This is a genomic window from uncultured Desulfovibrio sp. (assembly GCF_902477725.1).
GTDB lineage: Bacteria > Desulfobacterota > Desulfovibrionia > Desulfovibrionales > Desulfovibrionaceae > Desulfovibrio.
Genome location: NZ_CABSIF010000015.1, coordinates 14165 through 38303 on the forward strand (window position 1 = coordinate 14165; position 24139 = coordinate 38303).

The 24139-nt window shown below is 57.4% G+C and carries 19 protein-coding genes and 1 tRNA gene; 13 read left to right on the forward strand and 7 right to left on the reverse strand.

Features of this window, described 5'->3' with window-relative positions:
* The first annotated feature begins 148 nt into the window (after positions 1-148).
* The 4 genes from RDK48_RS12765 (at position 149) to RDK48_RS12780 (ending at position 4876) form a co-directional block, all read left to right on the forward strand.
* Entirely contained in the window at positions 149-835 is a 687-nt protein-coding gene (locus RDK48_RS12765) for a metallophosphoesterase (RefSeq protein ID WP_298993577.1), read from the forward strand.
* A 341-nt stretch (positions 836-1176) separates the two neighbouring features.
* Entirely contained in the window at positions 1177-4035 is a 2859-nt protein-coding gene (locus RDK48_RS12770; protein ID WP_298993574.1) for an Rne/Rng family ribonuclease, read from the forward strand.
* The gene (locus RDK48_RS12775; RefSeq protein WP_298993571.1) at positions 4008-4730 is read left to right on the forward strand and encodes an epoxyqueuosine reductase QueH; all 723 of its coding nucleotides are present in this window, start codon (positions 4008-4010) and stop codon (positions 4728-4730) included. The genes RDK48_RS12770 and RDK48_RS12775 overlap by 28 nt, the downstream gene beginning before the upstream one ends.
* Before the next feature lie 70 nt (positions 4731-4800).
* A tRNA-Asn gene (locus RDK48_RS12780) sits at positions 4801-4876 on the forward strand.
* A 464-nt stretch (positions 4877-5340) separates the two neighbouring features.
* On the opposite strand, the gene RDK48_RS12785 is transcribed toward RDK48_RS12780, so the two are convergent.
* The 3 genes from RDK48_RS12785 to RDK48_RS12795 form a co-directional block, all read right to left on the reverse strand.
* Complete coding sequence (locus RDK48_RS12785; protein WP_298993569.1) at positions 5341-7536, reverse strand: tetratricopeptide repeat protein; 2196 nt, start codon at positions 7534-7536, stop codon at positions 5341-5343.
* A 2-nt stretch (positions 7537-7538) separates the two neighbouring features.
* Entirely contained in the window at positions 7539-9221 is a 1683-nt protein-coding gene (locus tag RDK48_RS12790) for a sulfatase-like hydrolase/transferase (protein WP_298993566.1), read from the reverse strand.
* 569 nt (positions 9222-9790) lie between these two features.
* Positions 9791-10051: a hypothetical protein gene (locus RDK48_RS12795; RefSeq protein ID WP_308588000.1), complete on the reverse strand. Its 261-nt coding sequence runs from the start codon at positions 10049-10051 to the stop codon at positions 9791-9793.
* Between RDK48_RS12795 and RDK48_RS12800 the strand changes: the two genes are divergently transcribed.
* On the forward strand, positions 10038-12635 hold the full coding sequence (locus tag RDK48_RS12800) for an EAL domain-containing protein (protein ID WP_298993561.1): 2598 nt from the start codon (positions 10038-10040) through the stop codon (positions 12633-12635). The genes RDK48_RS12795 and RDK48_RS12800 overlap by 14 nt on opposite strands.
* Here RDK48_RS12800 and RDK48_RS12805 read toward each other — a convergent pair.
* Positions 12619-13848, reverse strand: coding sequence for a diguanylate cyclase (locus tag RDK48_RS12805; RefSeq protein WP_298993559.1), 1230 nt, complete (start codon positions 13846-13848; stop codon positions 12619-12621). The genes RDK48_RS12800 and RDK48_RS12805 overlap by 17 nt on opposite strands.
* Positions 13849-14120: 272 nt before the next feature.
* Here RDK48_RS12805 and RDK48_RS12810 point away from each other — a divergent pair, with 272 nt between their 5' ends.
* The 8 genes from RDK48_RS12810 (at position 14121) to speB (RDK48_RS12845) (ending at position 21168) form a co-directional block, all read left to right on the forward strand.
* Complete coding sequence (locus tag RDK48_RS12810) at positions 14121-14852, forward strand: sulfite exporter TauE/SafE family protein (protein ID WP_298993556.1); 732 nt, start codon at positions 14121-14123, stop codon at positions 14850-14852.
* Positions 14853-15122: 270 nt separating this feature from the next.
* On the forward strand, positions 15123-15959 hold the full coding sequence (locus tag RDK48_RS12815; RefSeq protein ID WP_298993553.1) for a transporter substrate-binding domain-containing protein: 837 nt from the start codon (positions 15123-15125) through the stop codon (positions 15957-15959).
* 85 nt (positions 15960-16044) lie between these two features.
* A complete protein-coding gene (gene speB, locus RDK48_RS12820) occupies positions 16045-17004 on the forward strand; it encodes an agmatinase (RefSeq protein WP_298993551.1) in 960 nt (319 codons plus the stop codon).
* A gap of 253 nt (positions 17005-17257) precedes the next feature.
* Entirely contained in the window at positions 17258-17899 is a 642-nt protein-coding gene (locus RDK48_RS12825) for an amino acid ABC transporter permease (protein ID WP_022657474.1), read from the forward strand.
* Positions 17899-18579 (forward strand): amino acid ABC transporter permease, encoded by a 681-nt coding sequence (locus tag RDK48_RS12830; RefSeq protein ID WP_298993546.1) that lies wholly within the window; start codon positions 17899-17901, stop codon positions 18577-18579. Before RDK48_RS12825 ends, RDK48_RS12830 begins: the two co-directional genes overlap by 1 nt.
* A 68-nt stretch (positions 18580-18647) precedes the next feature.
* Positions 18648-19445: an amino acid ABC transporter ATP-binding protein gene (locus tag RDK48_RS12835; protein ID WP_298993544.1), complete on the forward strand. Its 798-nt coding sequence runs from the start codon at positions 18648-18650 to the stop codon at positions 19443-19445.
* 81 nt (positions 19446-19526) lie between these two features.
* The gene (locus tag RDK48_RS12840) at positions 19527-20126 is read left to right on the forward strand and encodes an urea carboxylase-associated family protein (RefSeq protein ID WP_298993541.1); all 600 of its coding nucleotides are present in this window, start codon (positions 19527-19529) and stop codon (positions 20124-20126) included.
* An 88-nt stretch (positions 20127-20214) separates the two neighbouring features.
* Positions 20215-21168 (forward strand): agmatinase, encoded by a 954-nt coding sequence (speB, locus tag RDK48_RS12845; RefSeq protein WP_298993538.1) that lies wholly within the window; start codon positions 20215-20217, stop codon positions 21166-21168.
* A 154-nt stretch (positions 21169-21322) separates the two neighbouring features.
* Here speB (RDK48_RS12845) and RDK48_RS12850 read toward each other — a convergent pair whose 3' ends face one another.
* From RDK48_RS12850 to RDK48_RS12860, 3 genes are all read right to left on the reverse strand, one after another.
* A complete protein-coding gene (locus RDK48_RS12850; RefSeq protein ID WP_298993536.1) occupies positions 21323-21925 on the reverse strand; it encodes a DJ-1/PfpI family protein in 603 nt (200 codons plus the stop codon).
* Positions 21922-22896, reverse strand: coding sequence for a GlxA family transcriptional regulator (locus RDK48_RS12855; RefSeq protein WP_298993533.1), 975 nt, complete (start codon positions 22894-22896; stop codon positions 21922-21924). The genes RDK48_RS12850 and RDK48_RS12855 overlap by 4 nt, the downstream gene beginning before the upstream one ends.
* A gap of 199 nt (positions 22897-23095) precedes the next feature.
* The gene (locus tag RDK48_RS12860) at positions 23096-24139 is read right to left on the reverse strand and encodes a tetratricopeptide repeat protein (protein WP_298993531.1); all 1044 of its coding nucleotides are present in this window, start codon (positions 24137-24139) and stop codon (positions 23096-23098) included.

Genomic DNA, 24139 nt, shown 5'->3' on the forward strand with positions numbered 1-24139 from the left:
TCTTCGGCGGATTATCTGACTGACTCACTGGCTGGCTGGGCGGCACAGGCGCGGGGGGCGTGGCATTGGAGGGCAAGCGGCTCTTTCCTTGTAGTGCAATGTGTGGCATTCTCAGCATCTGCGCCACTGTAACAAAGGAAGCAACACCATGCCAAGCGCCGACTCTCAGGATTTTCTCTGGATCGCCGTGGGCGACATCCACGACGAGCCTGAACGTTTTGCCCAGATACCGGAACTCTCGCAGGCTGACGGCATTATCGTTACCGGCGACCTGACCATCACCGGCGGCGTCAAGCAGGCAGAGCATGTCATGAACGCCCTGTGCGTCCACGACATCCCCGTGCTGGCCCAGATCGGCAACATGGACAGGCCTGAAGTTGACCAGTGGCTGAGCGAAAAAGGCTGGAACCTCCACACCGTCACCCGCGAACTTACGCCCGAAATCGCCATTTTTGGCGTTGGAGCCTCCACGTTTACGCCTTTTGGCACGCCGAGCGAATTTCCGGAATCCGCATTTTCCGCGTGGCTTGAAACCTGCTGGCAAAAGGCCCGCCACTATCCGCACAGCGTGCTTGTTTCGCACAATCCACCCAAGGATACCGCGTGCGACATGATCCCCGGCGGCATTCACGTGGGTTCCACAGCAGTGCGCGAATTTCTTGAAGAAGCCCAGCCAGACATCTGCCTGTGCGGGCATATCCACGAATCGCGCGCCATGGACCGCGTGGGCCGCACCCTTGTGGTCAACCCCGGCATGCTGGCGCAGGGCGGCTACGTGCTGCTGCGCTCCAATTCGGGCCAGCTCTCCGCCGAACTCAAGATGCTTGAAGACTAATTTTTGCCTGCCGCATCTGTCGGAACGCATTGCAATGATGTGATTCGGCAGATGTGGCCCTTGCCCCGGCCCCACACGCTCACCCGCAGTTTTTCTTCTGCCTCCGCAGCATGTTATCGTGACAGGATGCAGATCTCATCGCCCGCATTTTCCGGCCCGCCCCTTGCCCGCTTGCATATTTTCAAAAAAAACGTACTCTCCAAAAAGCGGATTAGCATGCTGCCGCCTTCGCGCGCCTTGTTGGCGCTGCGGCGGAGCAAGTACGGCACATTCCCGTAAATGCGTTGCATGCTGGCTGAAATTTTCGCGGAGGCTCAGCGCCCCGCAGCAAAAGGATTTTCATGATAGATCAAGACACCCCCGTGGCCGCTTCACAGCCAGCCACGGATGCATCGTCGCAGGAAGTTTCCAAACCCAAACGTTCAACCACAACACGCAGCAAAGCCAAGCCAGCCGCCAAGCCAACCTCTGGCAAAACAGCTCCCGGCAAAACCGCGTCCCAATCCTCCGAATCCACGCCCGCCAAGGATTCCTCTGATTCTAAAGGCGGTTCCGATTCCAAGGCCGCCCAGGCCGAATCAGCTTCATCCAAGACCACGGCATCAAAAACCGCCAAGGGCACAGGCCGTAGCGCGGGCAAAACAGCAAAGACGACTACCGCCAAAGCTAAAAAAACGGCTGACGCCTCCAAAGAAATTTCTGGCAGCACGGCAGATGCCGTAGCGCCCAAGTCAGCCGCTGCCACTGCTGCTGAGGCCCCCAAGACCGCTGGCAAAGCTGCGGGCAAATCTTCTGCCAAAACTCCGGGCAAGGCTCCTGCCAAAGCTGCGGGCAAAACCGCAACGCCCCGCAAGGGCAAGGCAACAGAAGCCAGCGCAACGGAAGCCACGGCGACGGTCAAAACGGCGGAAGCTTCTGATAGCTCCAGGCAGGAAGCCGCACAGCAAAAATCTGCCGCTCCCCAAAAGCCCGCCGCCGCAAGGGCTCCCAAAGGTCGGCCCGCAAAAGCCGCGGCAAAAAGCACTGCTCAGGTAACTGCTCCGACAATTGGCGCAGCGCCTACAAACACAGCCCCCAAGGCCGCAAGCCCCACAGCAGATAAACCTGCGGCTTCTGCGGCCCTCACAAGTCCGGCCCCTGTGGCTCAAGCCACTGCAAAAACAGCAGAATTGAGCGCAAAACAGCCGGCGGAACAAATTTCAGACAAGCCCGCAGACGCCGCGCCGCGCCAGAACGCCCCCGCAGCGGAGCGCGCTCAAAGCCCCAGACAGACTGCCGACCAAAACGCGAGCCAGACCACAGACAAGACCGCCGACCAGACGGAACAGGGTGCAGAACAGGCCGCTGAAAGCGGTTCCGCTCCGGCCTCCGGCGAGGCTGCTGCCGGGGATGGCCCACGCCGCAAGAATCGGCGAGGACGTCGTGGCGGGCGTGGCCGCAACCGCAAAAAAGAACTGAACGGGCAGGATGACGCGCAAGCCGCCGAGGATATGACCAGCACGGCCCCCCTCGACGATGATGACGAGGCTCTCGATCTGCCCGATGACGCGCCGGAACAGGCCAGCCGCGCGCAGGATACGCGCCCCCAGAACGCCCCCAGGCAGAACAAGCCCGCCAAACAGGCCAGGCCTCAGCAGCAGCAACAGCAGCAGAATAAGCCAGAAAACGGCAAACCTGCCGAAAACAGCAAATCCGCTGAGAGCAACAAGCCCGCCACTGCCGCCAATGCTGGCAAGGCTCCTGCCGAAGCCCCCAAGGGCAGGCGGCGCATGTTCATCAGCGTGCTGCCCGGCGAACAGGTAGAAGTGGCCCTGGCTGAAGACGGTCAGTTGCTGGAATACTATCTGGACATGCTGCACCAGCGCAAAATCAAGGGTAATATTTACAAGGGCGTCATCCACAATATCGACACCAACCTTCAGGCGGCCTTTGTCAGCTACGGTGCTGGCAAAAACGGATTCCTCCAGATTGACGAGGTGCATCCCGAATACTGGCTGGCCCACCACGAACCCTCCAAGGGCAAAAAATTTCCGCCCATTCAGAAGGTGCTGAAGGCTGGTCAGGAAGTGCTGGTGCAGGTGGTCAAAGAACCCACCGGCAGCAAGGGCGCATTTTTGACCACATGGCTTTCCCTTGCCGGGCGCTTCCTTGTGCTTACGCCGGGGCAGGATCAGATCGGCGTTTCCCGCAAGGTGGATGACGACGAGGAGCGTTCGCGCCTGCGCGAAATGATGAATGGCATTGACCCCGGTCAGGGACTTGGCGTCATTGTGCGTACTGTCAGCGCCGGAACCACCAAGACAACGCTCAAGAACGATTTGCAGTATCTCAAGCGTGTCTGGCGCGATATCCGCAAGAAGGCTACCGAGGTTTCCGCCCCGACCCTCATATATCAGGAGCCGGGCCTTTCAGAGCGCGCCGTGCGCGACTATCTGACTGAGGACGTGTGCGAAATCTGGGTTGATAATGATGAAGTGGCGCAGAGCGTACGCGACACGGTGAACCTGCTGTTCCCCCGCCGCAAAGATCTTGTGCGGGTGCACACCGACATGCGCACGCCCATGTGGGAGCGCTTTAATCTGCGCCGCCAGCTGGAGCAGATTTATTCGCGCGAGGTGCTGCTGCCCTCTGGTGGACGTCTGGTGTTTGACCAGACAGAAGCCCTCATGGCCATCGACATCAACTCGGGTAAAATTTCCGGCAAGGGCAACTTTGAAGCCATGGCGCACAAAACCAATATGGAAGCCGCTGAAGCCATTGCCCGCCATCTCAAGCTGCGCGACATCGGCGGACAGGTGGTTATCGACTTCATTGAAATGCGCGACAAAAAACACGTGCTTGAAGTGGAAAAAACCCTGCGCACTGCCATGAAGAATGACCGTGCCCGCCACGATGTTGCCCGCATGAGCTCCTTTGGCCTGTTGGAACTGGTGCGTCAGCGCACGGGCTCCTCGGCTTTGGCCATCTCCCTTGAGCCTTGCCCCGCCTGCGGCGGCACAGGCATGCGCCGCAATATCGAATGGCAGGCATTGCAGGCCCTGCGCGAACTGCGCCGCACGGTCAGCGCAGAGCCCAAGGAAAAATGCGTATATCCGGCAAGCCCGGAACTGGCCCTATATCTGCTGAACCACAAGCGCGACACCCTGCGCGAGATTGAGCAGGATTATGGTAAATGTCTGGAAATAATGGTTCGTCCTTAGAATACGGCACGGCAGCCGGGGTGGAAACCCCGGCTGCTTTTTCTGCACAGCACTCCCCCGCCGAATCTGCACCCGCCAACAGCATTTTGGCAGGCTCCATTGCCGCTGCGCCCGCATCCGCCTTGCCTGCCAACAGCCTGCTGCTGCATGTTTGCTGCGGGCCGTGCGCCGTCATGCCCGTCACGCGACTGCTGGACGAAGGCTTTGTCGTAACCGCATGGTTCATGAATCCCAACATTCAGCCGCTGGCAGAATATCTGCGCCGCCGCGAGGCCGCCGGGCAATGCGCCGAGCGTCTGGGTGTGCCGATTATTTACGCTGATGAAACATGGGACATCACCAACTGGTTACGCGCTGTGGCAGGGCGCGACACTCCGCCCGACCGCTGCGCCTATTGCTGCGAAAGCCGCATGCAGGCAGCGTTTGCCTTTGCGCGGCAGCAGGGATTTGCCTGGGTGAGCAGCAGCCTGCTCTATTCGCGCTATCAGCCCCATGAGGTCATCAAGGCCGCAGGCGAGCAACTGGCGGCCCAGGAGGGAGCACCGGGCTTTGCCTATCGCGATTTTCGGGCAGACTGGCAGGAAGGCATAGACCGCTCAAAGGCCATGGAACTCTACCGCCAGCCCTACTGCGGCTGCGTTTACAGCGAGGCGGAGCGCTACCAGAAAAAGCTTTTGCGGTGCATCAAGGGTTGATCCAAAAATTTTTGCAATTTTCGCTTGACCTTGCCCCTGATTTTCCGTAAACACTTCCTTGCCTGAACGTTCCCCGATAGCTCAATTGGCAGAGCGGGTGACTGTTAATCACTAGGTTGGCGGTTCAAGTCCGTCTCGGGGAGCCAAAAGAAAAGTAAGCCTTTGCGAGAAATCGCAAAGGCTTTTTCCGTTTGATCCCAGTGCGTTAGACTTCAGAACATCCACCAGCGGCGAAACTGCCTCCCATAAAGCATTTTCCAAACCTGCCCACAGCCCTCCCATGCATTTCACCGCAACACAAACTCTGCGGCACCCATACACGAAAAGCCGCCCCTGCTCTTTTTTACTGAAGATCAGGGGCGGCTACCTTCCCTTCAGGCTGTGTGCCAGAAGAGCTTTTACCTAGAATGTAAGCGCCAGCCCCACAACAGGGCCATACTGAACAGCGTTGACCTTGACGTTATCCCTGCCGCTGCCGGATTCATAGTTCAGCCCAACCGCACGACAACCAAAAAGGTCTCAATTTCCCATACTGTTACCGTAAAAATTACTGCTTCCCGCAAATACGGCTGTCGCAAAATCACAGCCCGCAGCCAGGCCATACCAGCACTCACTGAGTCTGCTGGACAGAACTTTTTGCGCACGCGCTCTCAATATCTGAATCGCCGCTGATCTGGCGGATGGCCTGAGCGTAACGTTGATTGCCGTGTTGCATTCCGACGGCCTGGCACAGATACCCCAGGGCTTTGGCGCGGTCAGTTCTGGCAGCAAGAAGACCAAGATTATAGGCGGCATCAGACATGGTCGGGGCAAGGCGTAAAGCCTTGAGCAGCATCTGCTCTGCCTCTGCCCTGAGGCCGCGCTCGGCCAGTATCAGGCCAAGATTATAGGCAATGGCGGCATTGTCGGGATCAATCTCGTGTGCCTTGCGCAAGGCAGCTTCCGCCCCGGCCATGCTGCCCAGACGGGCCAGAGCCATGGCGGAATTGACATGGGCGGCGCTGGCGTCCGGCCGCAGGCGCAAGGCGGCCTCATAGGCCGAAAGAGCCGCAGCGGGCTCGCCCGAGCGCAGCAGGTAGTTGCCGCGATTATAACTGCCCGTCCAGTCATCGGCTCTGGCAGAAAAGGATTGCTCCAGTTCTTCTCTGGCCTTGGCAACAGCCTGTTGCGAGGATTCCGGAATATCATGGCTCTGCACGCCAGCCAGAGCCTCGGCTGCCCGAACCCGCACGAGCCGTGATGGATCGGCGCAGGCCTTGGCAAGGGCGCTCACTGTGGCAGCCTCGCGATTTTCTGCCAGCGAGGCCGCAGCACTGGCGCGAACCAGCTCGGATTCATCGTTCAGGGTGGCGCGAACCACCGGCCACTTGGCGCTGTCCGGGCAGGCGCGGAGCAGGCGCAACATGGATGCCGTGTAGACAGCATCTCGCCCCGACTCCGTCAGGGAGGCAAGCATGGCTGGCAATTGGCTGAAGTTACGCTGCCGCGCATCCAGAATATGCCGCGCGCGGGCCAGCACCGGGGCCTGATAGTCTCTGGGCCGCCATTGGCGCACAAGGGCATCTGCCCATGCGGCATCCTTATTCGGGTGGCAACCAAGGCAGGCGTTTGGCGAACCAAAACTGGCTGTTGCGGCAGGCGTTGGCGGGCGCATGGAATGGTCGCTCCGGCTCATGCGTGCAAAGTCCGTCTTGGGCATGTGGCAGGCAATGCAACGGGAGCCGGGGCTTTCCGGTTTGTGCCGGGTGTGTTTGTCCAGCCCGGCTTCCTTGTCTTTATGGCAAGGCAGGCAGGCCTGATCCGGATCCTTGGCCTGACGGAAACGCCCGCTGGAGGTATGGCAAAAGATGCATTCCAGTTTGCCCGCGCGCACGCAGGGGGCAGACAGCCAGGAAGTGAAGGTGAAGTTTTCCCCCAGGTCGCGCCCGTCTGGATAGTAATCCTCATTTTCCAGCAGGATCAGATCAAAGTGGTCAAAAAACCGCTCGCCTGGGCGGAACGAATCCGTGATGGGCGACATTTTCGCATGGCACGAGGCGCAGGAATCGTCGCGCTGCTGGCGATCCAGATCTTTTTTTATACGAATGATTTTCAGATCCGCAGGCGGCTTTCCCGGTTGTGCGGCAAGGCAAACGTCATTGTGGGCCTGCGACGGCCCGTGGCATGTTTCGCAGTTGATGCCCGGTTCGCGCCATGTGGTGCGGTAGCTATCGCTTGCCGCATCATAATTGGTGGCCAGCTGACTGACATGGCAGGCGTGGCAGGAGGTATTGAAGGTGTAGGCGCGGTCGCGCCAGTTGAGGCCTTCGCGCCCGCCAGCCCGGAAGTGGGGGCTGCGCCGCGCCGTGCTGTCTGCAACCGCAAACCACTGGCGGTTACGCACGTCAAAAGCCAGAGGCAGGGTCTGCAAACGTCCGCGCTCAAGGGTTGTAAGAAAATAATAAACATTTTTGCCGCCGAGCACTTGCGCAATGGCATAGTCGTGTTCGCCGTCCGGGCCAGTCTCACGCACAAAGCCCTGCCCCGGCCCGCAATAGGCGCGATACACCCGCCCGCCGGATTCAATGCCTTTACCCTGCGGGGCCAGCTGCGCGCCAACCGTGGCATCTGCATACGGCTGCATGGCCAGCCCGTGACGGGATGTGGACCAGAGGGAATAAAATTTTTCGTGGCAGCTCTTGCAGCTTTGCGAACCGGCAAATCCATCAGAGGCATCTGCTGCAAGGGATGCGTCCGGCCCGCAGACAAGGGCAAGCCCCAGCAACAGGGCCTGCCCGCATCTGCATATATTCTCTGCTATTTTCAAGCCTAGTATCCTGGCAGACGGAAATTGGGCGGATACTTTTGCAACACGCCACGGTAGCGGCCAAATTCCGAATTAATGACATTCCCCACCGGTATGTGGCGAATACCAACGGAATCGTCTTCCTGCGGATTGGTATACAGGTTGAACATCACAAGGCCGCCGGTTTTTTCCACGATGCCCCCGGTAAATCCGCCATTGTAGCCCTTGCGGGTGATCATGTCGGTGATCTGCACCGCCTTGTGCAGCTTGAACTCGTCAATGCGCACAGCCGCAAAGGTGGTGCCCAGCCAGTACAGAATGCTGCGCCGGTTGGAGTTGCCCTTCTCCGCCAGCAGGAAGGAAAGCTGGTCGATGCCGTCCACATAACGGTCTGGGGGCAGCAGCTTGGCAAGCTCTGCTCCGGGCTTGCCAGCGAGGGAAAGCGCCGTGGGCAAGATGTCCGCCAGGTCAAAGAGACCTTCTGTCTTGCGGGGGGAGATCACGCCCTTGAAATAGGCAAACGTGGGCACGCGGGTGCCGCCTTCCCAGGTGGTGCCCTTGTACCCACGGAACGGCGAACGGCCATAGGGGGAGACTTCGCCTTCCGGTCCGTTATCCGAGGTGAAAATAACCAGCGTGTTGTCAATCTGGCCGGAATCCTCAAGGGCCTTCATCAGGCGGGCGAAGACATCGTCCATTTCCACCATGCAGTCGGAATACGGCGTGCAGGCGCGGGATCTGCCCAGATATTTGTCGCTGGGATAGTTATCAAAATGGCATCCGCGCGTGCCAAAATACAAAAAGAAAGGCTTGGGATTTTTTGCCTGGGCCTTGATGAAATTTTCGCCGTAGGTCGTCAGGTCGTCATCCAGATGCTTGATGCTGTCGAGATCAATAACCCGCAGATCCTTGCAGCCTTTTTCACCTTTTTTGCACTGCACTTCGCTGTGGCTGAAGGGGGCGTTTTCAAACGCGGCAAATCTGGGGGGATTGAGGGCAATCTCTGGGTTGGCATTGATGTCGCGCCATTCGGTGTACTCGTCAGAAACTGACAGAAATCCACGAAAATCGTCAAAGCCGACATTGTTGGGCAGGGAGCCTTCGTTTTCACCCATGTGCCACTTTCCTATGCCCTGGGTCACATAGCCCTGATCGGAAAGCAGTTTTGCAATGGTGATAGCCCCGTCCAGACCGCCCGCCTGCCCATACATGGGCGGATATTGCAGGCCGTGATGCACCGGCAGCTGCCCGGTCATTATGGTGGCGCGGGTTGGCGTGCAGCTTGGCTGCGAATACGCCGAGGTCATGATAAGCCCTTCGGAGGCGAATTTGTCCAGCGAGGGCGTATCGTTGCCCACGGCTATTCCGCCGCCGTTAAAGCCCACATCCATCCAGCCCACGTCATCAAGCACAAAAACCAGGATGTTGGGTTTTTTACCGAACTTTTTTTCCAGCGCAGCCAGTTTTTCCCGAACGGCCTTGTCCTGCTCCGGATGGGGGATGACAGGCTCCAGATTGTCGGCGATTTTAACGCCTGGGACGGTAAGGTACTGGTCGGGGTGAGGATACCCCTTGGCCTGAACAGGGCCGGATGACGTGCCTCTGTCGTTTTGCGCAAGGGAGGTTCCTGAAACAAGCGCCATTACCCCCAGCTGCATGAGGGTCAGGGCAGAACACAAACAGATAAAACGCAAAAATTTATCCATGCTTCCTCCGAACAACAGTGCTTAGCTGAAGATGTTCGAGAAATAGCATTGTAAATACGGCTTGACTAGATAAAAATATTGTTATTTCGCATCATTCGTAACCATAACAATTCTATAACCTTTATTTTGCCATTACGTTAATGCGGTGTCATTTCAATACAAAATTGTTATACCAACATGAAATTTAACACATTATTGCCAATGATATTTTCATCTTTTATATATCCTGTTCACAATATTGTTTTTATTATTTTTATAAATTACATTGATACATACCCCATTAGCAATAAACTAACGGCGCGAGATATTAATAAAAATAAATTTTCATCATATGTCACCTTTGCAAACTACAACTATAACCGTAAAAAAAAATAATATAGAGCCATTAATGCATTATTCCACACCATGTTTTCTATGCGCTGCAAAGAATGGCAAGCGTATGGAACGCCTTTATCCATTTCCGGTACAATACCCAGGGCAGCAGACATTTGATCAAGACCAAGCTGTACGCAGAGCAGCGACTGCCTTTGCGTGCCTTTACTGTCGGCGCATATTTTTACTCTGCGGCCTTAACCAATAAATAAACTCCACCATTCTAGATAGTTATGTTTTATACAACTATTTTTATTCAAAAAACGGACGGCTTCATGTAAACTTGACGAACAGCGTGTGCTTGGCGCGGCATCGGCACGGCGGGCGAGCAAATCGGCTTTCACAGCACCCGGCTGAATCCTTTCAAATAATGGTGAGATCATGCCCACAGCAGAGCAAAGCACCAGAGAGAAGAAAGGCGCGTTATGCAACTGCAACAGGCGCATGCTTGCCATCACGGCGGCGTCCCTTCTTTTTCTGCTGACGATCATCTGGTCGGCAACCCTGTGGGACATTGCGCGCTCAGAAAAAGAAGTTCAGTCTAACGTTGAAATTACCACGCGCACCCTGGCCCGCGCCCTGAGCGAGCACATGCTGTCCACAATCAAGCGCCTTGAGCTTGCCATCAAGGAACTGGATGCAGCATGGACTCCAGACCAAAAGGATATCCGCGCAGAAGCGGAGGGGCTGAAAAAAATCATCGGCGATCTGGCGCTGCAAATTTCCATAGTTGAACCTGACGGCCTTGTTGCCTATTCAACCCTGCCGCACATTGCGGGCATAAGCATAGCCGACAGAGAACACTTTAGTGTGCACCTCACCCCGCCCTGGCGGGAAATTCATGTTGGCAGGCCAGTTTTGGGCCGCGTTTCCGGCAAATGGACCATCCAGTTTTCCAGCCCCATTGTCCGGCAAGACAAACTTGTCGGCGTCATTGTTATTTCTGTTGAACCAGACTACTTTGCCTCATTTTTTCGCAGCCTTGGCCTTGATGCGCAAGATTCCATCGACGTCATCCGCTCGGACGGCACACTGCTTGTGCGCTCCACAGGAGCGGGCCTCATCTACGGGCATATCATCAGCGGCACAGCCTACCTGCAAGCAAACTCCCCCATCAGCGGCAACTTTCGCCGTCCTTCGCAGATTGACGGCATTGAACGGATATTCGGCTATTACAAGATTGGCCAGTATGGGCTGACCTTTGTGGTTGGCAGCGCGGTGGGCAACGCCTTTGCGCCCTTTGAGCAGATACGCTCCGCCACGCTATGCGCGGCGGCGCTGGTATCAGCCCTGCTGGTGGCTCTGGCCTTTCTTGCCTACGACAGCCTCCGCCGCCGCGATGAAGCCGAAAAACAGCTGGAGCTTACGGGACAGGTATTTGATTTCACTGGCGAGGCCATCTGCATAACAGACAGTGAAACAAGCATTCTGGCCGTCAACGAATCGTTTTGCCGCCTCACGGGATTTTCGCAACCGGAGATAATCGGCAAGACCCCGCGCGTGCTGGCCTCAGGCCGTCACGGGCCGGAATTTTACAGGCACATGTGGGATCAGCTGTTTTCCAACGGCTGGTGGGAAGGCGAAATCTGGAACAAGAAAAAGGACGGCACCTTTTACCTTGAATGGCTGAACATCAAGGTAGTGCGCAACCTGCGCGGGGTCATAACCAACTATATCGGCGTGTTTGCCGACATCAAAAAAATCGCCGTAACCCAAAGGCGCATTGAGTTTCTGGCCACGCACGATGAACTGACGCAGTTGCCCAACCGCGCCGTGTTTTGCGACCGCTTGCAAAAAGCGCTGGATTGCTACCCGCCCACCAGTTGCCAGTTTGCTGTTGCCTTTATCGACATTGATGATTTTAAAATAGTCAATGATTCCATCGGGCATGCGGCGGGCGACAGCCTGCTTAAAGAAATGGCCCTCCGCCTCACCACCGCAGCGGGCGCGGATGCCGTTGTTTCACGCTTTGGCGGCGATGAGTTTACTCTGCTGCTGGAAAATGTGGACGATGCCAAGGCTGCGGCCACTGCGCAACGCATCATTGAATCATTACGCCAGCCCATTTCTGTATGCGGCTTTGAAATCTACGCCGGGGTCAGCATTGGCATAGCCGTGTATCCGCAGCATGGCAGCGACATAAGCACTCTTTTGCAAAATGCCGATATTGCCATGTACCATGCCAAAGGGCAGGGTAAAAACACTTTCAGCTTCTTTAATGACGAGTTGCAGATCAAGGCGGCCATCCAGCTACAGATAGAGAGCGGCTTGCCGCGCGCCATTACAGAAAACGAGCTGGTTTTGCACTACCAGCCGCAGGTGGAACTGGATTCCGGTCGCATAATCGGGCTTGAAGCCCTTGTGCGCTGGCAGCATCCCAATGACGGGCTGCTGTTCCCCGGCAAGTTCATTCCCCAGGCGGAAAAAACACGCCTTATCGACAAACTGGGCGAATGGGTTGCCGACAGTGCCGCCGCGCAGATCGAGCAGTGGCGCGCCGCAGGGCTCAACCCGCCCAAGGTTTCCATTAATATTTCACCATCGCAGTTTTTGCGTGGCGCGGCCTTGCCCATGATTGAGCGTATTCTCAACAAATATTCCATTCCGCCGTATCTGCTCGCCATTGAGCTGACAGAAAGCGCCCTTATGACCGACCCCAAGGAGGCCCGCCGCGCTCTGGGCAGGTTCCGCGATATGGGGCTGGAAATTTCCATTGACGATTTTGGCACCGGCTTTTCTTCGCTGTCGTCCCTGCGCCACTACCCCATCAACCGGCTCAAGATAGATCAGTCTTTTGTGCGGGATCTGGACGAGGCCCCGGATGCCTGCGCCATCACGCAGACGGTCATTGATCTGGCAAAATATCTGGGCATAGCCTCCATTGCGGAAGGCATTGAAAACGAAGGGCAATTCACCAAGATCAAAATGATGGGCTGCAATATCGGGCAGGGATTCTTTTTCGCAAAAGCGCTTTCAGTGGAAGATCTGGAAAAAAGAGGATTCGTCAGCACCGGGCCTGCAATTATCACGCGCGACCAGTAGCCCCCTCCGCTCCGGCGGAGTGCACCACGGTATTCTTGCCCCTGGCCTTTGCGGCGTACAGGGCGGCATCTGCCGCGCGCAGCAGTTCACGCCTGTTTTTCTTTCCCGTGGGTTCCAGCACGGCAACTCCGGCGCTCACGGTAACAACATTGTCATGCCTGCCCGTGACATGCTCAATGCGCATCTGTGCAAAAGCCCGCACCACATCCTCCGCCAGCGCAAGCGCCTCTGTAGCTCCCATGCCAGGCAGAATCAGGGCAAACTCCTCCCCGCCATAACGGGCGGCGACATCCGTAGCGCGTCGGGCATGCGCTTGCAGAACCTGCGCCAGCTTGCGCAGGCATTCGTCGCCTTCCTGATGGCCGTACTGGTCATTGTAGTTCTTGAAGTCGTCAACATCCAGAATCACAATCGCCATGCCAAGCCGCCCACGCACGGCCCGCTTCCATTCGCTCTCATACGCGGCATCAAACTTGCGCCTGTTGGCAAGGCTGGTGAGGGCGTCAGTCTCCGACATATCCTGAAGTTCTTCGTTGGCGACCCGCAGTTCCGCCTCCATTCTGGCAAATGTCATGGCGATGATGCTGAAAGTCAAAATTGAGGCAATGAACATTGCCATGAGCAACATGGCCTTGGCCATGTCATCCGGCCCGGAGGGAAGGCACTGCACAGAGTTGAAGGCATTGTACGCGCGCAGCACAAACACTGCCCCAAGAACAGCAAACATCGCCGACAGCAGGGATTGCGTCGCATGCCGTTTCCAGCCCTTGACCACATACGGTTCAAAACCGATGCGGAGAAACATGAAAGCCATGCCAAGTGAAAAGACGGCAACTCTTGTGCACGTGTTGAAATCAACAAACATATAATAGGCGATTACGGCTGAAACCACCGCAAAAACACCGTAGTTTACTGCCATGCGACGCTTCGGCCTGACACCGCCATACAGCAACAGGCCACGGAACAGAAAAACCCCGGAGAGCAGCATCAGCACGCCGCCAGAATAGAGGGAAAGCAAAAAATCAAAGGGACGGAAATAGTTGAGAAACAGCCCTACAGACCAGGAAACCAGCCCGAGCGTCATACTCCCGAACCCAGGATAGGTTCGGCGGTACAGGTACGTATACACAAGCACGGAAGACAGCGAAAAATAGAGAGCCGCCACGAGAACTGCCATGGTGAAGGCATCAAAGTTGCTCAAAAGATCAATCATTGGCAACTATCCGTAACGGTTGGGAATAAACCAAAAATTTCAGAATGCCCCAGAAACATTGAGCAAGATTAGCATGTTGATGCATACCTGAAAAGGCGCAAATACTCCCCCGACCTGCCAGGGCAAGAGCACGCCTTTTGCGCCACCGCCCATTTCCGCCAGGTTGACCTGCGCAGTGCTTCACGCGTAAGGCCACGAGGTGGCTGCAACCTGCCGTGTTGCCAGTTGAATACGTTCCATCCCGGCCCTGATGCCGGATCAGCGAAGGCCTTATGGATATTCCTGTTCTTGTAGTTGTGATCGCATGGTTTGTGGGCGGTTTTGTTTCAGGTGCAAGCGGCATCGGCGGCGCCATGATCGCCCTGCCCCTTGCGGCCCTGTTTATTCCCATTCAGGTTGTCATCGCCCTGAGCTGCATACTTAATCTTGTTATGGACGGCATGATAGCCGCCATGCATTTTCGGTACTGCAAGGTTCGCGCGCTGTACCCCCTGTTTGCCGGGGCCATCCCCGGCTCCATCATCGGCCTTTTCATTCTCCAGATGGTTCCTGGCAGCATGCTCCAGGGCATGACCGGCGTACTCCTGCTGGCATTTGTGCTGTGGCAGAGCCGCTCGCGCCTCAGCCAGACCGGGCAGGAATCCTGGTTCAAGGGCGGGCTTGCGGGCTTTGCCTCGGGCGTGCTTGGGTCGGCCATCTCTTTTGACGGCCCCCCTGTGGGAGCCTACGGCCTTTATGCCGGGTGGGCTCCACGGATATTTCTCGGCACGCTGGGGATATTTTTTATCATCAGGGCTTCGCTGACCTGCGTACTCCAGGCCGGAGCGGGACTGTACACGCCCGAAGTGCTGCGCTACGCCGCATATGGCTTGCCTGCCACGGTGCTGGGCACGCTGTGCGCCTTCCCTGTAGCGAAAAAAATCAACCCTGAACGTTTCCGCACCGTACTGCGCGGCATCATTGCCGCTGCGGCTCTGGTCTGCATCTGGCGGGCATGGCTGTAGCGCTCAACCACTTGCAACCTTCCATCAGTAGTGGCCTCCTCGCGGAGGCCTTTTCTTTGCGGCAAAAGCAAAGCCCGCACCAAACAGGCGCTTGCCCCGGCCGTGATACAAATTTGTAATCCATTGTGTCTTTATGAGGACAATAAAACAATATTGTTTTAGTAATCCCCTGTTTTTTCAATTAAAAATATTTAATATGCTGAAATAGAACAACTTTAAACTTTGGCAGTCATGTTGCAATACCCTCTGCAAAATCTGGAGGGTTTTCGTATGAATATGTTGCTGAAAAAAGTTGTGGTTGGTGCAGCGCTGGCAAGTTCGCTCCTCATGGGCGCCAATACCGCTCGTGCCGACCTGCTTGCGGATATCAAGGCCAAGGGCGAAATCGTCATTGGCACCGAAGCCCGTTTTACGCCGTTTGAATTTATGGAAAACGGCAAAATCGTGGGCTACAGCACCGACCTGCTTGAAGTCATCATGAAGGACATGCCCAGCGTTAAGGTCAAGCGCATGGATATTCCCTTTCAGGGCATCCTGCCCGGCCTGAGCGCTAAAAAATTTGACTATATCGTCACGTCTGTCACCGCCACCAAGGAACGCAACGAGCACTACGCCCTGAGCGTGCCCGTGGCTGACGCCACTGTGGCCATGCTGGTGCGCGCAGACAGCCCCTTTGCAAAGCCCGAAGACATGAGCGGCAAAACCGTGGGCTGCCAGACCGGCTCCGCCCAGATCAAGGCCATCGACCTGCTTGCCGAAAAACTTGGCGGCAAGGACAAAATCAAGGTCAAGGAATACGTGGCCTTTGACGAAGCCTACGCCGACCTTGCCGCAGGACGCCTTGACGGCGTGGCGCAGTCCTACCCCAACCTTGCGGATGTTATCAAACGCCGCCCCGGCGTGTTCAAGATCCTCACCCCGCCCTTTGGCCCCAAAGTCTACTTTACCTGGGTTGGCCGCAACGATGCGGACAGCGCAAGCCTTGCGGCTTTCTTTGATGACGGGCTGCGCAAGCTCATCACCAGCGGCAAAATGGCGGAGCTTCAGCAGAAGTGGTTTGGCTTCACCATGGATATTCCCACAGAGCTGCCCGCGCCCGTTCAATAGCCTTTCCTTCCTTCACACATGGCCCCGGTCTTATGAGGCCGGGGCCTTACTTTGCCAGTTTGCACATTATTTCAGGAGAATAGGTATGAGTCCGGTCAATTCCTTACAATCCCCCCGGTTTTGCGGCATCCGCACCTTCATGCGGCAACCGGCGGCAACGGGCGAAACCCCGCAATCCGATGTTTCCGTTATCGGTGTTCCCTTTGACAGCGGCGTCTCATACCGCCCCGGCACCAGATTCGGCCCTGCGGCCATTCGCGAGGCCTCAACCCTGCTCAAGCCATATTCGTCAGAACTTGATGTGGACGTGAACGAGAGCTTCACCATTGCCGACCATGGCGACATAGACACCATACCCGGCTATATGGAAGACAGCTTTGCCGCCATCACCAGCGGCCTGAAGCCCTTTTTCGCCTCCAAAACCCTGCCCGTCATTCTTGGCGGCGACCACAGCATCAGCCTGGCAAACCTGCGCGCCGTGCATGCGGCGCATGGGCCAGTGGCCCTGCTCCATTTTGACGCGCACAGCGACACCATACCCAGCTATTACGGCAAGCCCTACAATCACGGCACCCCCTTTTACTGGGCGCTGAAAGAAGGCCTCATCCTGCCCCAGCATTCCACGCAGATCGGCATTCGCGGGCCGCTCTACAGCCGCAACGCCCTTGACTGGCCCCGCCAGCAGGGCCTGCGCATCATCATGGGGCACGAGGCCCACGCGATGGGGCCGGAGGCTGTGATACGCGAGGCTCTTGCGCGCATTGGCGATGCCCCTGTGTTTCTGAGCTTTGACATTGATTTTCTTGATGCGGCCTATGCCCCCGGCACCGGCACGCCAGAAGTGGAAGGGTTCACCACCTACGAGGCCATGACCCTTGTGCGCGGCATCTGCAGCAAGTGCCGCGCTGTTGGCATGGATCTGGTGGAAGTGCTGCCCGACAAGGACGTGGCGGGCATTACCGCTCTGGCAGGAGCCTCTGTGGTCTTTGCCTTTCTTGCGGCGCAGGCGGCCTTTCGAGGCGTGCAGCCCCGGACCGCAGATTGATCGTATAATGAAACAAAAATGTTTTGCATAAATCCAACATCCCGAAATCAAAACTTTTTTGTTTTCATGGTCCTCTGAGAAATATCAATCAAAAATGAGCAACTTACTGTAAATAAATAATAAATGCCGCAATGGCATCCAGTTTGCTCAAAACACCATACTGACAGGCGGGGAGCCGTGCCGCAGGGGAGTCCCTCCCACTGTTCCCCGCCGGAAACGCCCAACCGAGTGGATGCATCCACAGCAGGCTATCATGAACGAATGCAGCTTCATCCTTTCCATCATGCCGGAGCTGCTCCAGGGCGCAATAACTTCGGTTTTTGTGGCTATGGCGGCAATCTCGCTGGGTGTTGTGCTCGGCATTTCGGTGTGCCAGATGCGGCGGTCGCAGTTTTGGGGCTTCAAGCGGGCGGCGGGGCTGTACATCAGCTTTATGCGGGGCATTCCCGTGCTGGTGATTTTGTTTCTGCTGTTCTACCTGCCCTCGGCAGTCAATATTGAAGTGCCCTCACTGCTGGTTGCCGTGCTGGCCCTTGGCCTCAACACCAGCGCCTTTCAGGCCGAAATTTATCGCGGCGGCTTCAACTCCATACCCGTGGGGCAGATCGAAGCGGCCAAGGCTCTAGGCCTCAGCCGCATGCGTATTCTCACGCGCATCCAGTTGCCGCAGGTGCTGTCGCTCACAGGACCGGAGCTGGTCAATGAGTTCATCATCCTGTTCAAGAACTCGTCACTTATTTCTGTTATCGGCGTCACCGAACTCATGCGCCGCAGCGAGCAACTTGTGTCCACAACCTACAAGCCTGTGGAAGTATATCTGGCCGCAGCCATTATTTATCTGACCCTGTGCCTGATTATTTCTCGCCTGGGCGAACGCCTCAAGGGGAAGCACTGATGGACGCCCTCACGACCTTTCTGGCCCGCTGGCAGAGTTTTTTGATTGAGAACGGCCCGGATTTTGGCGCAGCGCTCTGGGTGACCATCCGCATCAGTCTGGTCGCCATAGCATGCGGTCTGGCGCTGGGTTTTGCCGCAGAACTTGGCCGCCGCATCTGCCCCTGGCTGCGCAAGCCCGTTGCCTGCTATGTGGAGTTTTTTCGCGGCACGCCTCTGCTTATCCAGCTCTATCTGCTCTATTACGGCGGCCCCAGAATCGGCATCGTGCTGGATGCGGAACCCGCAGGAATGCTGGGCATGTCGCTCTATGCCGCCGCCTATTTTTGCGAAATCTTCCGCGCCGGATTCGAGTCCATACCCGAGGGTCAGCGCGAGGCGGCGCACTGCCTGGGCATTCGCCCCTGGCGCAGACTGTGGCGCATAGAATTGCCGCAGATGGCCCAGATAGTTCTGCCGCCAGCAGTCAACCAGATCATCACGCTCATCAAGGATTCAGCGGTGCTTTCCATCATCACCGTGGCGGAACTGACCAAGACCGCGACCCGCATCATGAACATCAGCTTTGAAATCGTCATGCCCCTGTGCCTGCTGGCGCTGCTCTACTGGGCCATTTCCGAGGCAGTGGCAGTTGTGTGCGGCAAGGCGGAAGCCCGCCTGACCAGACATTTGACGCGTTAGCGCAGCATCAGACCCGCGCGAATTTGTACAGGAATCCGCGCCGCCAAGGCTCCAAAGGAGAACAGGTCATGGAAGAAACAATCACCCCTGCCATCAGAATATGCGATGTGCGCAAGCGCTATGGGCAGCACGAAGTGCTTCAGGGCATTGATATGGAAGTCATGCCCAAGGAAGTGGTCTGCCTTATAGGCCCTTCCGGTTCCGGTAAAAGCACCCTCTTGCGCTGCGTCAACTTTCTTGAAGTGTACGACGAAGGCGAAATCATGGTTGAAGGCGCGCTCATGGGCTACGAGATGCAGTACAACGGCACCCGCCGCCGCGCCAGCGAAACACGCATTCGCGAAAGCAGGCGCGACCTCGGCATGGTGTTTCAACATTTCAACCTGTGGCCCCACATGACGGTGATGGAAAACGTCACCGAAGCGCTCATTTCCGTTGCTGGCAAAAGCCGCGCCGCCGCCGAAAAAAAAGGGATGGAATGCCTTGAACGCGTCGGCCTTGCCGAAAAGCGCAACAGCTACCCGGCCCAACTTTCCGGCGGGCAGCAACAGCGCGTTGCCATTGCGCGCGCCCTGGCAACGGAGCCGCGCATCATGCTGTTTGACGAGCCAACCTCAGCCCTCGACCCCGAGCTTGTGGGCGATGTGCTGCAAGTCATGCGCAGCCTGGCCAACGATGGCATGACCATGCTCATAGTGACCCACGAAATGGGCTTTGCCGCCGAGGTGGCGGATCGGGTGGTCTTTATGGAAGGCGGGCACGTGGTGGAGCAAGGGCCGCCGGACAAACTTTTTCATACGCCGGAAAGCCCCCGCCTTGCGGCCTTTCTGAAAAGCTGGACGCACCGCAACGGACAGGTTGCCTAGCGCCTGTAGCACTGCCGCCAACATCAGTTACGAGCGGCAGACAGAATATCTGGCACAAGCCTTTGGCAGGAGAACATGACCATGAGCGAATACATCACCATTCCCGGCCGCTGCGGCGATGCCGCCATTGTGCGGGCCGGTGAACGCATCAAGATCGTCAACATCACGGGGGAGCAGGTGGTGGACACCTGGGCCTTCAACCTGCGCAACCCACAGGAATATATGTCCATGCAGCATGTGCGGCCCGATCTCAACAAGGGCATTCCCGGCCCGGGCGACAAGCTGGTGACCAACTGCCGCCGCCCGGTGCTCACCATGCTGGAAGACACCAGCAACGGCGCGCACGACACCTTTATGGCCGCCTGCGACATCTACCGCTACATGGCCCTTGGCGTGCAGGGCTACCACGCCAACTGCACGGACAACATGTATGCGGCCCTGCGCAAGCTGGGCATGCAAGTGGATTTTTGCCCCTGCCCGCTGAACCTGTGGATGAACACCCCCATTGTGGACAACAAGGCCCACTGGCTGCCGCCCTTGAGCAAGGCGGGCGACTACGTGGTGCTTGAAGCCCATTTTGACTGCGTGGTGGTCATGTCTGCCTGCCCGCAGGATATTCTGCCCATCAACGGTAAAAACTGCGTGCCTTCTGACATCAAATACAAGGTCTACGCGGCCTGACCGCGTAAAAAACGGATACCGCCCTTACTAGGCGGGGGTCACACTATAACCAGACCGAACTTTTTCCGGCCCAAACATCGAGGTTTTTATGGCTTCCATGCAACCACCCAGCGCGTCTTCGTCCCCCCGATTCTGCAACACCGGCAGCTTCATGCGCATGCCGCGTATGGACGACCCCACGGGTATGGATTTTGCAGTTTTTGGCATTCCCTTTGATACGGGCAGTTCCTACCGCACGGGTTCGCGCTTCGGGCCTTCGGCCATCCGGCACATTTCGAGCATGATCAAGCCCAACAACGTGATCTTTGAGGTCAATATTCTCAACGAGCTGACTGGCGGCGACTTTGGCGACGTCAATATTGTTCCCGGTTACATCGAACCTTCCTACGCCGCCATCACCGAGTTCATGCAGCCTCTGCTTGAAGCTGGCGCAGTGCCGCTGGGCCTTGGCGGCGACCACGCCATCACCCTCGCCGAGCTGCGCGCTGTTGCCGCCCAGCACGGCAAGGTAAGCCTGCTGCATTTTGATTCGCACCTGGATCTGAACGAATCCGTATTCGGGCAGCCGTACAACCACGGCACACCCTTTAGGCGGGCGCTGGAAGAAGGCCTCATTGACCCGTCCACCTCCATCCAGCTGGGCATGCGCGGCTCGCTCTACGACCCGGACGACTTCAAGATCGCCGCCGATCTTGGCTTCAAGGTGCTGCCCGCGCACATCATGCGCGAGATGGGCTTGCCCGCGGTTATAGAGGCCATTAAGCAACGCGTGGGTGACACAAAGGTCTTCCTCACCTTTGATATCGACTTTGTGGATCCGGCCTACGCCCCCGGAACCGGTACGCCGGAGGTCGGCGGCTTCACCTCATGGGAGGTGCTGAGCCTGGTACGCGCGCTCAAAAATCTGCACTACGTGGGCTTTGACATAGTGGAGGTCATGCCCGGCATAGATCAGGCCGAGCTGACAGCCTATCTGGCCGCCAACATCGGCTTTGAATTCCTGTCCATCCTCGCATTTCAAAAAAAGAACGGCCTGCGTTAGGGCAGGTTACGCATGAAATGGGTTAACGGCTCTAAAGAACGCAATTGAATTTAAGCAACTTGCCATCACACGCACGGCGCAGCCCTGTTACCCTCACAGAGCTGCGCCGTCATATTTTCAGCCAGACAACACGTCTGGCAAGGGCTGGAGCCGACTAAACTTCGGCAGTGTACGGCGGGGCCGGATCGTACTGCAAAATTTTGCGCACAAGGCGGGCGTGATCAGGGTCATGAATCTGGCCCACAAGCCACAGGGCCATGTCCATACCTGCAGAGACACCCTGCGAGGTGACAATCTTGCCATCGCGCACATAGCGCGCATCCGGCAGAGCCGTTATTTCCGGGTCGCTTTCAAGGGCGTCCATGAGCTGCCAGTGCGTTGTGGCCCGGCGGCCCTTGAGCAGCCCGGCCTTTTGCAGGATCAACCCGCCGGTGCACACTGCGGCAAGGTATTCCACCTTCTTATATTGCTGGCGCACCCAATCCAGAATGCCGGAATCGCTCCAGGCGTATTCGGAAACTTCCGCCGTGCCCGGCAACAGCAGCACATCCAGCGGCGGGGCGTTTTGCAGACTGTAATCCGGCGTAATGCGCAAGCCGCTTAATCCGCAGAGCGTCTGGCCCGTGCAGCTCAGCGTCACCACCCTGCCACCCCCGGCAAACTGGTTGGATGCCGCAAATACCTGCATGGGCGCTACAAAATCCAGCTCCGCCACCTGTTCATAAATATATATTCCGTATGTGAGGCCTGTTTTCATCGTTGTTCTCCTTTAAAAAAATGTCGGCTGTACTGGTGGGGACTCAGGCCAAGGCGGCGGATGAAGGCCTTGCGTAGGCGATCTTCGCTGCCAAAACCCGCCGACTGCGCCACCGCGGCAAAGGAATCAGCCCCGGATTCAATGAGCTCCCGCGCCCGGATGATGCGCAAGCCTTCCACAAAGCGGGCGGGGCTGCTGCCGGTTTCTGCGGGGAATACCCGCGCGAACGACCGGGGGCTCATGTTCGCCACCTCGGCCAGGCGCTCAACAGTCAGATTTTTGCCAAGATTCGACTCCAGCCAGCGCACCAGAGGGGCAAATCTGCCCGCATTGACCTGAGCGGCCAGCGCTGAGCTGTACTGGCTCTGGTTGCCGGGGCGGCGGCGGTACAATAGCAATACGCGGGCTACTTCCATGGCCAGTTTGTCGCCGTAGTCTTCCTCAACCATATCCAGAGCCAGATCTATGCCCGCCGTAACGCCGCCGCTTGTGGACGTCTTGCCGTCGCGCACAAAAATGGCGTCAGGCTCCACGATAATCTGTGGGTACAGCTCGGCCAGGCGGTCAGCCACCAGCCAGTGGGTTGCCGCCCTTTTGCCGTGCAGCAGACCGCAGGCCGCCAGAATGAACGCCCCGCTACACACGCTTGCTATGCGCGCAGACCGGGCCGCAGCCGCACTTACCTGCTGTATGATCTGCGGATTCCCCGATATGGCTTCCGCATCCACTGCGCCGGGAACAACAAGAATATCCGGCGAAAGATTTTCAAGTGTTGTTTCCGCCGCCAGCACAAGACCGGATGAGGTTCGCACAGGGCCGGGGGTACAGGCGGCGAACACGGGCACATAGCCTTGATCCTTTTTGTTGCTGTGCGCCAGAATATCCGTAGCCGCCGCAAAAACCTCCAGCGGGCCGGAGACATCCAGCGAGACAATGCCGGGATAAAGAAAGAAAACAACGCGCTGTTTCATGTGTGCAGAATAGAAAACGACCGCACTGGCAGCAATGACAAAAAATAGTCTTTTTCTGCCACAATTGCGGCAACAGGGCCGCCGCCGGAACAGGCGGTGCAGATTGGCAGAAACAGGCAAAGGCCGTCCGGCATACTCACGGGTATGCCGGACGGCCTTTATATTTTTGAATGTCGGGCCTTCTGGCCCGCCGGGTTGTTTACTGTTTCTTTTTATCGCGGGTCTGTTTGGTGGGGCTGCTGGGAGCCGCGGCCTTGGCAGGAGCCTTGGTGGACATGCTGCGCAGGGCGGCCTTGGCATCAGGATCTCCGTTCTTGGCGGCAAGCTGATACCAGCGGCTGGCTTCGGTCAGGTTGCGGGGAACGCCCGTCCCCTGTTCATACATGAGGCCAAGGCTGTACTGGGCGGCAGCTTCGTTCTGCTCCGCAGCCTTGCGGTACCAGTCCACAGCCTGGGTATAATCCTGCGCCGCGCCGCGCCCCTGTTCATACATATAGCCGAGGTTGTACTGCGCTTCAGCATAGCCCTGCTCCGCCGCGCGTGTATACCATTGCACGGCCTTGGCGGGATCCTGCGCATAGCCGCGCCCTTCGGCGTACATGTAGGCCAGATTGTTCTGGGCTTTGGCGTGATCCTGCTCCGCGGCCTTTTCAAACCAGTGGGCCGCCTTGGTATCGCTCTGGTTTTCGCCCTTGCCGTTCATGTAGGTCCAGCCCAGCGAATACTGGGCCGAAGCCAGCCCCTGATTGGCGGCACGGGTGTACCAGTCGATGGCGGCGGCTTCATCCTTGGGCAGGCCCTTGCCATAGGCATAGAGGTAGCCAAGATTGTACTGGGCCATGGCAAGGCCCTGATCGGCGGCCTTGCGGAACCAGCGGGCGGCCTCGTGGTAATTGCGGGGAACGCCATCCCCGGTAACCAGCGACGTGGCCCACGAATTCATGGCGCTGACATCGCCCTTTTCCGCCGCCAGACGGAAAAATTCCGCAGCGCGCGTATTGTTTTTCTTCACGCCCTTGCCTTCAAGGATCAGGCGACCCATGACATACAGGGCTTCGGCATTGCCGCTGTCCACCAGCGGCTTGAGCACGCGCACGGCCTGATCGTAATCGGCCTTGTCCAGCGCGGCCTGCGCCTCGCGCAGGGTCGAGGCGTCATCAGCCAGAACAGTGCCGCCCATGAGCAGAACAGAACAGAATACCGCGGCCACCAACAGCGACAACGAAAAAACACGAACTTGCAT

Excerpts from the sequence above, each read along its gene's own strand:
- speB (WP_298993538.1), top strand. The coding sequence starts at position 20,215 with ATGGCTTCCATGCAACCACCCAGCGCGTCTTCGTCCCCCCGATTCTGC.
- RDK48_RS12825 (WP_022657474.1), top strand. The coding sequence starts at position 17,258 with ATGAACGAATGCAGCTTCATCCTTTCCATCATGCCGGAGCTGCTCCAG.
- RDK48_RS12790 (WP_298993566.1), bottom strand. The coding sequence starts at position 9,221 with ATGGATAAATTTTTGCGTTTTATCTGTTTGTGTTCTGCCCTGACCCTC.
- speB (WP_298993551.1), top strand. The coding sequence starts at position 16,045 with ATGAGTCCGGTCAATTCCTTACAATCCCCCCGGTTTTGCGGCATCCGC.
- RDK48_RS12765 (WP_298993577.1), top strand. The coding sequence starts at position 149 with ATGCCAAGCGCCGACTCTCAGGATTTTCTCTGGATCGCCGTGGGCGAC.
- RDK48_RS12840 (WP_298993541.1), top strand. The coding sequence starts at position 19,527 with ATGAGCGAATACATCACCATTCCCGGCCGCTGCGGCGATGCCGCCATT.
- RDK48_RS12800 (WP_298993561.1), top strand. The coding sequence starts at position 10,038 with ATGCTTGCCATCACGGCGGCGTCCCTTCTTTTTCTGCTGACGATCATC.
- RDK48_RS12815 (WP_298993553.1), top strand. The coding sequence starts at position 15,123 with ATGAATATGTTGCTGAAAAAAGTTGTGGTTGGTGCAGCGCTGGCAAGT.
- RDK48_RS12770 (WP_298993574.1), top strand. The coding sequence starts at position 1,177 with ATGATAGATCAAGACACCCCCGTGGCCGCTTCACAGCCAGCCACGGAT.
- RDK48_RS12810 (WP_298993556.1), top strand. The coding sequence starts at position 14,121 with ATGGATATTCCTGTTCTTGTAGTTGTGATCGCATGGTTTGTGGGCGGT.
- RDK48_RS12830 (WP_298993546.1), top strand. The coding sequence starts at position 17,899 with ATGGACGCCCTCACGACCTTTCTGGCCCGCTGGCAGAGTTTTTTGATT.
- RDK48_RS12775 (WP_298993571.1), top strand. The coding sequence starts at position 4,008 with ATGTCTGGAAATAATGGTTCGTCCTTAGAATACGGCACGGCAGCCGGG.
- RDK48_RS12855 (WP_298993533.1), bottom strand. The coding sequence starts at position 22,896 with ATGAAACAGCGCGTTGTTTTCTTTCTTTATCCCGGCATTGTCTCGCTG.
- RDK48_RS12805 (WP_298993559.1), bottom strand. The coding sequence starts at position 13,848 with ATGATTGATCTTTTGAGCAACTTTGATGCCTTCACCATGGCAGTTCTC.
- RDK48_RS12835 (WP_298993544.1), top strand. The coding sequence starts at position 18,648 with ATGGAAGAAACAATCACCCCTGCCATCAGAATATGCGATGTGCGCAAG.
- RDK48_RS12860 (WP_298993531.1), bottom strand. The coding sequence starts at position 24,139 with ATGCAAGTTCGTGTTTTTTCGTTGTCGCTGTTGGTGGCCGCGGTATTC.
- RDK48_RS12850 (WP_298993536.1), bottom strand. The coding sequence starts at position 21,925 with ATGAAAACAGGCCTCACATACGGAATATATATTTATGAACAGGTGGCG.